This window comes from Curtobacterium sp. MCLR17_058, assembly GCF_003234705.2.
GTDB lineage: Bacteria > Actinomycetota > Actinomycetes > Actinomycetales > Microbacteriaceae > Curtobacterium > Curtobacterium flaccumfaciens.
This window is the reverse complement of the sequence record NZ_CP126262.1, coordinates 1,309,568-1,322,518: the sequence shown is the minus strand read 5'-3', so window position 1 is coordinate 1,322,518 and position 12,951 is coordinate 1,309,568. Positions and strand designations below refer to the sequence as shown.

The following is a 12,951-nucleotide window of genomic DNA, read 5'->3' as shown; positions in this document are numbered from 1 at the left end:
GTGTTCACCGTGGTGTCCAGAACACGTTGCGCAGTGCACGAACTCAGCCCGCGTGGCGCTCCGGACCGTCCGCGCACCGACCGGACGATGCGCGCAACGTCTGTCCCGGGTACTCCCCGAACCGACGGAAGTACGTGCCCGAGAACCGCCCCAGGTGCCGGAAGCCCCAGGCCATCGCGGCCTCGCTCACACTCGTCTCGTGCCGGCTGCTGGACTCCAGTGCCGCGCGCACCCGATCGAGCCGCATCCGCAGCAGGAACGTCATCGGCGACACACCGTGCTCCCGCATGAAGGCCGTCTGCAGGGTCCGCGGGCTCACGCCCACGGCGTCGCAGATGTCGGCCAGGCACAACGTCCGCTCGCAGTGTCCTTCGAGGTAGGCCTCGGCGAGCTCGACCGTCGACGGCGTCACCGCACGGCGGAGGACCGCGGGCGTCCGCACGCCGAAGGCTCCGAGTACGGCCTCGACCAGCGCGACCTGCGCACCGGTCCGGGCACCGGACGTGAACCCGTCGCGCGTCGCGGTGACGGCCACCTGCTCGACGCACCGGCGCAGGTGTTCGAGGGCAGCGACGGCGGGCTCGGCACCCCGCGTCGGCAGTTCGGACGCTGCTCCCAGCGACGAGCGCACCTGGTCGAGGAGCGACCGGTCGATGCTCACGAGCTGCAGCGTGCCCTTCGGGGCGCGCACCGAGAACTCCCCGGACGTCGGCATCAGGACGGGCGTGCCCGGGCGGGTCTCGAGGACGACGCCGTCCTCGACGGCGATGCGGACACCTCCAGTGCTCGACCACCCGACGACGATGCGGTCGATGGGCTCGAAGACCCCGGAGAAGCCGGAGGTCGCCGACGCGGTGACGAGGCTCACGCAACCGTCCCGTCGGGTCCGGTAGCGGAAGCGGAACGGCAGCCGGAAGGCGTCGTCCTCGACGTCGAAGCGCACGTCACGGCCGTGCCCGGCCTGGGCGAGCACGCGTGCGGCGAAGGCCCGGTCGGTACCGGATCGTTCGGTGCGGCGTCGCTGAGCGTCGATCCTCGCGGTGACGGTCCGGGCGGCGTCGGTCCCGTGGACCGCGGTCAGCACGGTGCCTCGTCGAAGCGCTGTCCGCAGCGGTGTTCGAACCAGGCGCGGGCGTCCTGCAGGCTCGCTCGCCGGTCGTGCTCGTGCAGCGCCGCCATGAGCGTGCAGTCGAACCCGTCCACCGTGCGCTCGATGAAGCCGAGGAGCATGTCGGGATCCCCCCATGCAGCTGCGGCGTCGACCACCCGCCAGCACCCGGCGTCGACCGGCTGGACGCGGATGTCCGTCGGGTCCGTCGCGGCGAGCGCACGGATCCGGTCGGTGTGGACGACCTGCTGCCAGACGGCGGCCTCGGTCATCACGGTCGTGGACCCCTGGCGGTGTCCCATCGCGCCCTCCCTGTCGGTTCGATGTGGCGCATCGCTTCGACCGCGATGCACGAGACACTTTCAGTATCGACAGGACGATTCCGGTCATGTCAGGGGTTGACTTCGTACCGCGCAAGGTGGATCATCCGTCGCCTCGATCGGTGCCCTGGGAGCGCGCCATCGGCGGGTCCCGTACGGTCGGCGCATGAGCGACGGGAGCAGCGCGACCCAGGACGGCCCGCCCCGACTCTCGCGTGCGGTCCGGGATGCGATGCGGTTCGTCCACGAGCAGGCTGCGACCCACATCACCGTCGCCGACGTCGCCGCGGCCGTGCAGCTGTCGCCGCGGAGCCTGCAGAAGCGGTTCCAGGCCGAGATCGGGCAGTCCCCGGGAACCTTCCTGCGCGCCGTGCGCCTGGAGGGTGTCCGTCGCGACCTGCAGGAAGCCTCCGGTGCGCCGGACCGGCGGACGATCGCGGAGATCGCCGAACGCTGGCAGTTCAGCAACGCGGGCCGGATGGCTGCGGCGTTCCGTGCGGCGTACGGCATCGCGCCCTCGTCGGCGCTGCGGTCCTTCGTTCCCGAGGACGACGAAGACGGCGCACCGAGCCTGTCGGACCGGAGCCAGCGACGCTTCCGCCTGGTGCTCGACTGCGAGGTCGACGTCGACGACGCGAAGGCGGTGCTCGCCGGTGCCCTGCAACGCGCGGGGACCGGTCCGTGGCGGGACTACCGGCCGGACGGCGGCAGCGAGGACCTGATGGCGTTCCTGCTCGGCAACGCGGTGCGGACGGTGGTCCGTGAGACCTCCGGCGTGACGCTGGTGGCCCTGGACGCGATGCTCCGGGTGCAGGACGAGCAGGGGTCGTACCCGCCCGCAGAGCTGCCGGCCTGGCGCGCCGGCCCACCGCCGAACGTGCCTGCGCCGTCCGGATCGTCCGACACCGACCAGCGCGTAGGATCGAGAGACGGCAGGGAAGGCGCCCATGGATGACGCATTCGAGCGTGCACTCCGTGCGCTCCGGTCGGCGGAGATCGCCGACGACGAACTCAGTCGGCCGTTCGCGCTCGCGCTGCCGATGGGCGGTGTCTCGATCTCGACCTTCGGTGACCTGTGCCCGAGCGAGACCGTGTCCGCGACCGACGAGGTCGCCACCCGGATCGACGAGATCCAGCTCGACCTGTCCGAGGGACCGTGCTGGACCGCGCTCGCGACCGATGCTCCAGTGCTGGAGACGGATCTCGTGCAGCGTCCGAACGCCGCGTGGCCCGCCTTCAACGATGCCGTCCGGAGCGAACCCGTCGGCGCGGTCTTCGCGTTCCCGGTCGCCTTCGGGCCGTTCCCGCTCGGCGCGATCGACGTGTACGTGCCGGAGCCCGCGACGATCGAGGACGACACCGTGCGGCAGGCCATGACCCTCGCCTCGGCCGTCAGCCGCCGGGTCCTGCGCCGGGCGCTGCGCTCCATCGCGGACGAGGACGACGCCCTGCTCGACCGCAGCCCGTCGTCGCGGCGCGTGGTGCACCAGGCCACCGGGGTCGTGCTCGCGCAGCTCGACATCAGCCCCGAGGACGCCTACCTGCTGCTGCAGGGCCACGCCTTCGCCCGCCGGACGACGATGCGGCGGGTGGCGGAGGAGATCCTCGACGGCACGGTCCGGTTCGAGAAGCGAGGCGACCTGATCGAGGAGGTCCAGTGACGACGGCAGGCCGAGAAGCCCGGATCCTGGAGACGTTCACGTCGCTCGCCGACACCCTGGTGGACGCCTACGACGTCGTGGAACTCCTGCAGACCCTGGTCGAGACGTGCGCCGACGTGCTCGACATCGACGCCGCGGGCATCCTGCTCGCGAACGACGACCAGGAGCTCGAGGTCGTGGCCTCCACCTCCGAGGCGACCCGTCTCGTCGAGGTGCTGCAGCTCGACGCCGAGGCCGGCCCCTGCATGACCTCGTTCGCGACCGGACGGGTCGTGACGTGCCCGGACATCGAGGTCGCCCCGGCGGAGTGGGCGATGTTCCGCACGGGTGCGCTCGCGCTCGGGTTCCGCTCCGTGCACGCCGTCCCGCTCCGGCTGGGGAGCAACGTCATCGGCACGCTCAACCTGTTCGGGGCCGGCGTCGGTGCCCTCGCGGAGTCGGACCTGCGCGTCGCCCGGGCCCTGGCCGACGTGGCCACGATCGGCATCCTGCACGAACGTTCCCTGCGCGAGCACGAGGTCGTCCGCGCGCAGCTGCAGCGGACCATCGGGTCACGCGAGGTCATCGAGCAGGCCAAGGGCGTCGTGTCGTACCTGCGCGGCGTCTCCATCGAGGACGCCTTCGCGGTGATCCGCGGGTACGCGCTCGAGCACCACGAGCCGCTCTCCGAGGTCGCCCGCGCGATCGTGCAGCGCCGACTCGTCCCCTGACGAGCCCGGCCCCGCCGGGTCCGGTGCCCCTCCGCCCGCTACGGTGAGCGGATGGGCAAGGTCACGCTGCAGGACGTCGCCGCGCACGCCGGCGTCTCGATGAAGACCGTGTCCAACGTCGTCCGTGGCTACCAGCACGTCAGCGACCCGATGCGCAGCCGGGTGCAGGCCGCCATCGACGAGCTCGGGTACCGCCCGAACGTCTCAGGCCGGTCCCTGGCGACGGGACGCTCGAACATGCTCGCCTTCGCGTTCCCCGACCTGCGGCGTCCGTACTTCGCCGAACTGGCCCACGTGTTCTCGCGGGTGTGCGCCGACCGCGGCTACCAGCTCCTGCTCGAGGAGACCGGCGGCGACCCCGACGGTGAACGCTCGGCGGTGCGGGGACGCGAGGCCGGTGTGGTCGACGGGGTCGTGATCCACCCGCAGGTGCTCACGCCCGAGGCGATCGACCGGATCCGCGGCGACACCGCCGTGGTGTTCCTCGGCGAGGACGTCCGGCCCCCGCACGCCGACCAGGTCGTCATCGACAACGCCGGGGCCGCCACCGAGGCCGTCGCGCACCTCGTGGCGCTCGGCTGCCGCCGCATCGGGTTCTTCGGGCACGAGACCGGCCCGTCGTCGCGCACGTCCGGACTGCGTCTGGACGGCTACCGCGCCGGACTCGTCGCCGCGGGCCTGTCGCTCGACGACGCGCTGCTGGTCCCCCGCGAGGTCGGCGACGCCGCCGGTGCCGAGGTCGCCTTCGGCGCCGCGCTCGACGCCGGGTTGCGGGTCGACGGTCTGCTCTGCCGCGACGATCTGGCTGCACTCGGGGCGCTCCGGGCGATGCGCCTGCGCGGCCTGGACGCCCCCGGCGACGTCGCCGTCGTCGGGTGGGACGCGGTCGGACTCGGGTCGAGCCTGGTGCCGAGCCTGACCTCCGTCGCGCCCGACACGGTCGCCCTCGCCGACACCGCGCTCGACCTGCTGGTCGAGCGGATGGACGGCTCCGACGTGCCGGGCCGGCTGGTCACGGTCGGCCACCGCCTGCTCGTCGGGGAGAGCGCGCCGTACGCGGACGGCACGTCCGACCGGGCGGCGCACCAGGGCGCCTGACGACAGACGGGAGGCCCGTGGCGGTGCCGCCACGGGCCTCCCGTCCGAAGTGTGGCCGACCCCAGGTCACGTGGCGGGCCGACCACGGGCCTCCCGTCCGCAATCCCCCCGTCGCGGGCCGTCAGCGGCCTGCGGGACCCGACTCCCCCGGGTGCGCGCTGCCGAGCAGCTCGACGACGACGTCCCGCACGGCGTCGGGCAGCCCGACGGTGCCGAGCTCGACGATGCGGTCCGCACGCGGCAGGTCCTTCGCCACGACGTCCCACGCCTCGAGCTTCTCCGGGTTGCCCGCCTGCGCGCCCTCGAGGACCCGCCGCACGGCCTCCCGCGCGTCGACACCGATGACCGGAGCGCCGACCAGCGTGACCGATCCGCCCGACGCCGAGTCGACGGACAGGTCGACCGAGAACCGGTCGGCCGAGCGTGCCGAAGTCGGTTGCCCGTCGGCCGGTGCGGCGAGGAACGTGATCCGCCAGTCGCGGTGGGCGGGGACGACGTCGAGGGCTCCGGTGGTGGCGTGCACCCGGAACTCGGCGTGCTCGGGATCCCAGGTCAGACGGGTCCGGGCGGTGCGGCTGCCCTCGCCCTCGTGGTCCTCGACCAGGGTGAACTCGCCGGGCGCACCCGGTGCGACGAGGACCTCGAACGCCGTCGGGTTGACGGTTGCGTCGAGCTGGTCGGCCGCGGCGAGCGGCAGGATCCCACCGGCGCGCAGCAGGACCGGCACCGTGTCGAGCGTGCGGTGCAGGTCGACGAACCGGTCGCCCGCGTACACCGTGCCGGTGAAGACGTCGGTCCAGGTGCCCGGCGGCAGCCAGGCCCGGGCCACCCCGTGCCGGCTGACCGGGTCGCTCGGCGCCACGATCGGGGCGACGAGCAGCTCCGAGCCGAACGCGTAGGTGTTCGGCACCCGGTACGCGTCGTCGCGGCGCGGCTCCAGGTGGTAGAGCGGCCGGACCAGCGCGGTGCCCTCGGCGGTGCCGTGGTTCATCGTGTGCAGGTACGGCACCAGGCGGTGACGGAAGCGGAGTGCCTCCCCCATCGCGGCGCGGGCCTCGGCGGGGAACGCCCACGGCTCCTTGCGGATGAACGGGTTGTTGGCGGAGTGCAGGCGCATGATCGGCGAGAACACCCCGAACTGCACCCAGCGGGTGGCGAGCTCGTCGTCGCGGACGCCGCGCGTGTGGCCGCCGATGTCGTGGCTCCACCAGGGGTAGCCGATGTTCGCGGCGGTGGCGGTGAACTCGGGCTGGAACGCCAGGGACGCCCACGACACGACGGCGTCACCGGAGAACCCGACGGCGTACCGGTGGCTGCCGGGGCCGGCGTAGCGCGAGAAGGTCATGCCGTCGACGGGCGCCGGGACCGCGGTTGCGTCGGTGTCTGTGTCCGCGGTCGTGTCGGCGGTTGCGTCGCTCGACGCCGCGTGTCGCGCCGAGTCGAGCAGGTGGAAGTGGTTGAGCAGCCACAGCGGGTCGACCCCGGGCAGCCCGGTCTCACGACCCTGCTGCCAGTCGATCCACCAGAAGTCGACGCCCCGCTCCTCGAGCGGGCGGTGCAGCTGCTCGAAGTAGGCCTGCAGGAACCGCCGGTCCGTCGGGTCGAACGGGATCGGCTGCTCGGTCTCCGGGTCGACGCCCACCGCCCGGGCCACCGCGGGGTAGGCGTCCTCGAACGCCCGCACGCCGTCGGCGGGGTGCAGGTTCAGCGTCGTGCGCATCCCCCGGCGGTGCAGCTCGGCGAGGAAGGCCTCGGGGTTCGGGAACAGCGACGGCTCCCAGGAGTACCCCGTCCAGCCGTTGCCGAAGCGCGGCGGGACCGAGTCCACCCGGTGCCAGTCCATGTCGATGACGGCGACCGAGAACGGCAGGTGTTCGGCGGCGAAGCGGTCCAGCAGCTCGAGGTACGAGGTGTCGCTGTACGGGTGGTACCGGCTCCACCAGTTGCCGAGTGCCCACCGCGGCATCCGTGAGGGCGGCCCGGAGACGGCGTGGTACTTGCGGAGCGCGGCGTCGTAGTCGCGGCCGTACGCGAAGACCGTGACGTCGCGGCGCCCGGGGACCCGTGTGCCGATCCAGCCGTCGTCCGCGAACAGGAACGACTCGCTGTCGTCGAGCGCGGTGATGCCGTCGCGGGCCAGGATCCCCGACTCGAGCGGCATCCGGCCGTCGACGTCGTCGAGGGTGCGGCCGGTGCCGCCGAGGTCGCGCGGCTCCTGCCCCCAGCGCCAGCGGTTGGCGTCCGGACCGGTGGTCTCGACGACCAGGCCGCTCGGGCTGAAGGGGCGGCCGTCGTAGCGCAGGCGGGCGCGATCCGTGGTGACGACGACGCCGGCGGCGGTGCCGGTGCCGTCGGCGCCGGCCGTCCGCTCCACGGTGAAGGCCGGCACGGGCAGGCGTCGGCGCATCGCGAAGGTCGATGCGCGGTCCTCGAACCCGCCGTCGTCGCTCCACTCGATGCGGAACGCCCCGGCGTCGAGAACGGTGATGCGCCAGTGGTCGCCGGTGACGACGGCTGCGGGGTCGGCGACCGGGTCCGACCCCGGGAACGGACGGATGGTGGGGAGGACGGCGCCGGTGGTGCCGGTCGTGCTGGTGCCGGTGGTGCTGCTGCTCACGTGGTGCCTCTCAGCTCTTGACCGCGCCCTGCGTCACGCCGCTGATGACCCAGCGCTGCGCGAACAGGTAGACGATGATCGTGGGCGCCATCGCCATCAAGTACGAGGCGAAGGCGACGTTGTAGTTGGTGCCGAACTGACTCTGGAAGATGTTCTGCACCACGGGCAGGGTCTGCAACCCCGGATCCGCCGTGATGAGCGACGGCATCATGAAGTCGTTCCACGATGCCAGGAACGCGAAGATGCCGACCGTCGCGTTCATCGGGCCGAGGAGCGGCAGGATGATCCGCCAGAAGATCTGCCACGTGGACGCCCCGTCGATGCGGGCGCTCTCCTCGAGTTCGACCGGGATCGACCGCAGGTACGCCGAGTAGAGCAGCACGCTGAACGACAGTTGGAACATGGCGTGCAGGATCCCGACGCCGATCGGGTTGTCGAGGCCGATCTCGGCGGTCAGCTTGATCTGCGGCAGCGCCACCACCGGGAACGGCAGGAACATCGCCGCGAGCAGGTAGACGAACGAGTACCGGAAGAACCGCTTGTGCCAGTTCCGGACGATCGCGTACGAGGCGAACGAGCTGAGCAGCAGCGTCGCGACGACGGTGAGCGCCGCGACGCCCAGCGACACCGAGAAGGACACCGGGAACCGGGTCAGCTGCCAGGCCTCGGCGAACGAGCCCGGGTTGAACGGGAACGGCAGCGAGAGTGCATTGCCGTCGACGGACTGCTCGGTCGTCTTGAAGGCCATCGAGAGCGTCACGTACAGCGGGATGAGCACGGTCAGTGACGCAAGGCCGAGGACCACGGTCAGCGTCCAGTTCGTGCCGCCCAGTCGTCGGCGGTGGCCGCGGCCGGAGCGACCGCCGCCGCCGGTGGTCGCGGCGCGGGTGTCGGTCGGGGGTCGGGTGTCGATGGCGGTCATGCGAGTCGCAGGTTCCTTCCGCGGGTCGCCGCGAGCTGCAGCACGGAGATGAGGACGGTGATGATGAAGAACACGGTCGCGTTCGCCATCTGGTAGGCGTAGTCGCCGCCGGTGAAGCCGCCGAAGATGGTCATCGCGACGCTGCTCGTCGCGCTGCCGGGGCCGCCGTTGGTCAGACCGACGATCACGTCGTAGGCGCCGAGGTAGCCCTTCACACCGAGCACGGTGTTGATGACGATGAAGCCGCCGAGCAGCGGGAGCGTGATCGAGCGGAGCTGCTTCCAGCCGGTCGCGCCGTCGAGCGCACTGGCCTCGTACAGCTCTTCGGGGATGGACGTCAGGCCCGCCGTGTAGATGAGGAGCGCGCCGGGCACGGTCTGCCAGGCGGACACGATCACGATCGCGAGCCAGGCGAGGTTCGGGTCGCCGAGGATGCTCTGCTCGAGCGGGCCGAAACCGACGCTCGTGGCCAGGGCCGGCACGGTGTTCGAGAACAGGAAGTTGAACACGTAGGCGACGATGATCCCCGAGATCACCATCGGGATGACGAAGACCGACCGCAACCCGGCGGCGAACCGGATCTTCTTCGCCAGGGCGATCGCCAGGGACAGCGCGACGACCTGCGTGACGACGACGGTGACGGCCGCGAAGCCGAGCGTGAACCCGTACGACGCCAGGATCGCCGGGTCGGAGACGAGCGCCTTGTAGTTCTCGACGCCGATGAAGTCCCACTGCCCGAACCCGAGGTAGTCGGTGAAGCTGTAGAAGACGCCGACGCAGGCGGGGGCGACGACGAACGCCGTGAACAGCACGAGGGCCGGCACGAGGAACAGGTAGTACATGCCCTCCGTGCGGCTGAGTGAACCGACACCGCGGGAACCCACACGCCGGTGCGTGCGGGCTGCGTCGGTCGCCGGTCCGGAGGTGTCCGGGTCGGTGTCGCGGGAGAGCGGGGTCTGCATGGTCATGGTGACTCCTGTGTCCTGGTCCGGCTCAGACCGTCGCGGAACGGCCGGCGAGCCGCCGCCAGTCCGAGTCGAGCCGCTGCAGCATCGAGGTGAAGTCCCCGCTCCGGATCGCCGACTGCAGGTAGTTGCCGAGCGGGATCGACGTGGGGATGAAGGTGCCGGCGCCCTGGTAGAACGCCGCGTCGTCGACGTACTGCTGCAGGCCGGCGAGGCGCTCGTCCTGCTGCGGCGGTGCGTCGATGCGGGGCGAGTACGCCAGGTTGTCGCGGTTGTAGGCGTCGATGACCTCGGGCTGCATGAGGAACTCGACGAGCTCCTTCGCCTGCTCCGGGTGCTCGGACGCCGTGGGGATCCAGAGCCCGAGGTCGATGTTGACCCGGGCCTTGCGGTCGGCCGGGTCGTTCGACACCGGCAGGGCGAAGGTGCCGACGGGCAGCTCGTCGTCGATCAGCGCGATCTGCCCGAGCGCCCACGGGCCCTGCAGGTACATCGCGGCTTCGCCCTTGCCGAACGCCAGGTTGCCGTCGGCGTAGGCCCGGGTGGCGTGGTCGCGGTTGAAGAACGACGAGATGGTCTTCGCGCGCTCCATCGGCACCGCGAAGTCCTTCTCGAACGACACCTCGGAGTCCGGGCCGACGTCGGCGCCGAGGGCCTTCATCTTCCGGAAGAACGAGCCGGTGTCGACGAGGCTGCCCACCGAGTAGTCGAACAGGCCCTGCCAGAGCGTCCAGGTGTCCCGGTCGGTGGCGTAGATCGGCGTGATGCCGGCCTTCTGCAGCGTCCGGCAGACCTCGACGAACTCGTCCCACGTCGTCGGGACCGGCAGGTCGTGCTCGGCGAAGATCCGCTTGTTGTAGATCACCCCGGCCGCGGCGAGCGAGTACGGCAGCACGCTCGTGCGGTCCTCGAACTTCGCGTACTGGTTCGTCAGGGTGTCGATGTCCGGTCGGACCCGCGCCGCGGACGGCAGTTCGCTGAGGTCGCTGAGCACGCCGCGCGAGATGTACCGGGCGAGCTCGAGGTTGTCGTTGAAGCAGCCGACGTCCGCCGGTTCACCGCGCACGAACTGCGGGGCGATGGCCGCCGTGCTGTCGTGCACGACCGACAAGCCGGTGTGCTCCCCCTCGAACTTCCGCAGCAGCTTGTCGAAGTACGCGATGACCTCCTGCTTCTGCTCGTAGAAGCGGAGCGTCGTGGCACCACCGGCGGCACGCCCCGGGGTCGCGCACCCGGCGAGCGCAATCGTGCCGAGTGCGATGCCACCGGCCGCGCCCGCGAGGAACCCCCGCCGGCTCACCGCCGCCTGGAGTGTTGCGGTCCTGCTTCCCACCATCGGGTCTCTCCCTCGTCGCGCATCGTCGCGCAGGCTCCTGTTTACAGCGCTGTAAAGCGTACGTCAACGTTGTAATCGCATGTGGTAGTAGTCGGTGCGCCCCACGGACGGGAGGCACGGCGCCAGCCCGCCCCGCGCCTCCCGTCCGCCGCGCAGCGCGTCCACGGCCGCGCGCCGCCGCTTGGTGGTGCGAGGTTGCACACTCCGTGCGAGGGCCGGAGCGCCGCACCGAGTGCGGAACCTCGCACGGAGCGCGCCGGGGGCGCACCACGGCAGCGCCCACGACACGCCTGGGCGAACACACAGGATCGCGAGCAGGCACCATGGACTGCATGGCAAGCACCACTCCTCCCCTGCCCGGACCCGTGACCACGACGCCGCAGTTGCGGCGGTGGGTGTTCTGGCCCGCCGCCGTCATCGTGCTGGGGTTCGTGGCCTTCACCCTGATCTCCCCCTCCACCGCCGAGGCGCTGTTCCTCGGTCTGCAGGACGGCATCGTCAAGAACTTCAGCTGGTACTACGTGCTGATCGCCGCGTTCTTCGTCGGCTTCTCGCTGTTCGTCGGCTTCAGCCGCTTCGGTGACATCAAGCTCGGCAAGGACCAGGACGAGCCCGAGTTCTCGACCGGTTCCTGGTTCGCACTGCTCTTCGCCGCCGGCATGGGCATCGGCCTCGTCTTCTACGGCGTGTCCGAGCCGCTCAGCCACTTCGCCTCCCCGCGCCCCGGCGTCACCGGCACCGAGAAGGAGCTCGCGCAGCAGGCACTGACCCAGACGTTCCTGCACTGGGGCCTGCACGCATGGGCGATCTACGTCGTCCTCGGCCTGGCCCTGGCGTACGCGATCCACCGCCGGGGTCGCCCGGTGTCGATCCGCTGGGCCCTCGAACCGCTGCTCGGCAACCGCGTCCGCGGCGGCTGGGGCAACCTGATCGACGTGATCGCCCTGGTCGGCACGCTGTTCGGCGTCGCGACCTCGCTCGGCCTCGGGGTCATCCAGATCGGCGCCGGACTCGAGAGCGCCGGCATCGCCGACAGCAGCATCGTCAGCCAGATCGCGATCATCGCGGTGATCACCGCCGTCACGATCGTGTCGCTCGTCACCGGCGTGACCAAGGGCATGAAGATCCTGTCGAACTTCAACCTGCTGCTCGCCGCTGCACTGCTGCTCTTCGTGCTCATCGTCGGCCCGACGCAGTTCCTGCTCCGTGACTTCGTGCAGTCGATCGGCTCCTACCTGCAGAACATCGTCGGCCTGTCGTTCAACGTCACCGCCCAGCAGGGCGCCGAGGGCGAGGCCTGGCAGGGCGCCTGGACCACCTTCTACTGGGGCTGGTGGATGTCGTGGGCACCGTTCGTCGGTGTCTTCATCGCACGCATCTCCAAGGGCCGCACGGTCCGCCAGTTCGTGTTCGGTGTCCTGCTCGTGCCGACCGCGCTCACGTTCCTGTGGTTCGCGGTCCTCGGTGGCACCGCGATCCACCGCCAGACCGACGGCTCGGGCGGCCTGATCGGCTCGGACGGCTCGGTCGACATCGAGGGGTCGCTGTTCGCGGTCCTCGGCGACCTGCCCGCCGGCATGGTCCTGACCTACGGCGCGATCCTGCTCATCGGCGTGTTCTTCGTGACCTCGTCGGACTCCGGGTCGCTCGTGATGGCGATGATCGCGTCGGGCGGTGACATCGAGCCGAAGAACTGGCTGCGGGTCTTCTTCGCCGGTGTCGCTGCGCTGCTCGCCGTCGCCCTGCTGCTCAGCGGTGGACTGAACGCGCTGAAGACGGCGGCGATCACGACCGCGTTGCCGTTCAGCATCGTCCTGTTGCTCACCTGTTGGTCGACGATCATCGCCTTCACCCGCGAGCGCCGTGCCTACGACAAGGCCGAGCGCGAGGTCCTGCTCGAGCACGTCGGCGCCTACTACGGCCTCGAGGTCGAGGCGCCGACCGAGCGTCCGGCACGGTCCGGCCTCGGCCGCCCCTGGGCCGCGGTGAAGAACCGTGTGCGCGGCGGCCGCGGAACCGCGGCCCCGACGGTGGGCGCGGGCGCGCTCGACGAGTTCCCGGTGCGGCCCGAGTCGATCTCGGCTGACCCAGCGGTCGACCCGAGCCTCGACGCGCGACCGGCAGCGGACGACGGGCCCGCGACGGAGCAGCCGGAGCGCTGACGGGCGGTCGACGCGACCACCTGACAGACGGGAGGCACGGTGCCAGCTGGCA

At 71.2% G+C, this 12,951-nt stretch carries 11 protein-coding genes; 5 read left to right on the top strand and 6 right to left on the bottom strand.

Annotated features, from left to right (window positions below; translation table 11 throughout):
• Positions 1 to 43 precede the first annotated feature (43 nt).
• Positions 44 to 1,084 carry an AraC family transcriptional regulator gene (locus tag DEJ11_RS06330; protein ID WP_071405798.1) on the bottom strand — a complete coding sequence of 347 codons (1,041 nt, stop codon included), beginning with the start codon at positions 1,082 to 1,084 and terminating at the stop codon, positions 44 to 46.
• A complete protein-coding gene (locus DEJ11_RS06325; protein WP_071405799.1) occupies positions 1,078 to 1,410 on the bottom strand; it encodes a hypothetical protein in 333 nt (110 codons plus the stop codon). Before DEJ11_RS06325 ends, DEJ11_RS06330 begins: the two co-directional genes overlap by 7 nt.
• A gap of 184 nt (positions 1,411 to 1,594) precedes the next feature.
• Between DEJ11_RS06325 and DEJ11_RS06320 the strand changes: the two genes are divergently transcribed.
• The 4 genes from DEJ11_RS06320 to DEJ11_RS06305 are packed head-to-tail and all read left to right on the top strand — an operon-like array spanning position 1,595 to position 4,897.
• The gene (locus tag DEJ11_RS06320) at positions 1,595 to 2,383 is read left to right on the top strand and encodes a helix-turn-helix transcriptional regulator (RefSeq protein WP_111046524.1); all 789 of its coding nucleotides are present in this window, start codon (positions 1,595 to 1,597) and stop codon (positions 2,381 to 2,383) included.
• Entirely contained in the window at positions 2,376 to 3,089 is a 714-nt protein-coding gene (locus DEJ11_RS06315) for a GAF and ANTAR domain-containing protein (protein ID WP_111054343.1), read from the top strand. The genes DEJ11_RS06320 and DEJ11_RS06315 overlap by 8 nt, the downstream gene beginning before the upstream one ends.
• Positions 3,086 to 3,799 carry a GAF and ANTAR domain-containing protein gene (locus DEJ11_RS06310; RefSeq protein WP_111030378.1) on the top strand — a complete coding sequence of 238 codons (714 nt, stop codon included), beginning with the start codon at positions 3,086 to 3,088 and terminating at the stop codon, positions 3,797 to 3,799. The genes DEJ11_RS06315 and DEJ11_RS06310 overlap by 4 nt, the downstream gene beginning before the upstream one ends.
• Positions 3,800 to 3,850: 51 nt before the next feature.
• Entirely contained in the window at positions 3,851 to 4,897 is a 1,047-nt protein-coding gene (locus tag DEJ11_RS06305; protein WP_111033100.1) for a LacI family DNA-binding transcriptional regulator, read from the top strand.
• A gap of 121 nt (positions 4,898 to 5,018) precedes the next feature.
• Here the strand turns inward: DEJ11_RS06305 and DEJ11_RS06300 are convergent, their stop codons facing one another.
• Genes DEJ11_RS06300 through DEJ11_RS06285 form a run of 4 tightly spaced genes read right to left on the bottom strand, consistent with a single transcriptional unit; the run spans position 5,019 to position 10,701 of the window.
• A complete protein-coding gene (locus DEJ11_RS06300) occupies positions 5,019 to 7,514 on the bottom strand; it encodes a glycoside hydrolase family 31 protein (protein WP_111102994.1) in 2,496 nt (831 codons plus the stop codon).
• A gap of 10 nt (positions 7,515 to 7,524) precedes the next feature.
• Positions 7,525 to 8,436, bottom strand: a complete 912-nt coding sequence (locus DEJ11_RS06295; protein ID WP_111102993.1) for a carbohydrate ABC transporter permease — start codon at positions 8,434 to 8,436, stop codon at positions 7,525 to 7,527.
• Positions 8,433 to 9,404 (bottom strand): carbohydrate ABC transporter permease, encoded by a 972-nt coding sequence (locus DEJ11_RS06290; RefSeq protein WP_111033103.1) that lies wholly within the window; start codon positions 9,402 to 9,404, stop codon positions 8,433 to 8,435. Before DEJ11_RS06290 ends, DEJ11_RS06295 begins: the two co-directional genes overlap by 4 nt.
• Before the next feature lie 25 nt (positions 9,405 to 9,429).
• Positions 9,430 to 10,701, bottom strand: a complete 1,272-nt coding sequence (locus tag DEJ11_RS06285) for an ABC transporter substrate-binding protein (RefSeq protein WP_111102992.1) — start codon at positions 10,699 to 10,701, stop codon at positions 9,430 to 9,432.
• A 368-nt stretch (positions 10,702 to 11,069) separates the two neighbouring features.
• Here DEJ11_RS06285 and DEJ11_RS06280 point away from each other — a divergent pair, with 368 nt between their 5' ends.
• The gene (locus tag DEJ11_RS06280; RefSeq protein WP_258375306.1) at positions 11,070 to 12,899 is read left to right on the top strand and encodes a BCCT family transporter; all 1,830 of its coding nucleotides are present in this window, start codon (positions 11,070 to 11,072) and stop codon (positions 12,897 to 12,899) included.
• Positions 12,900 to 12,951 lie beyond the last annotated feature (52 nt).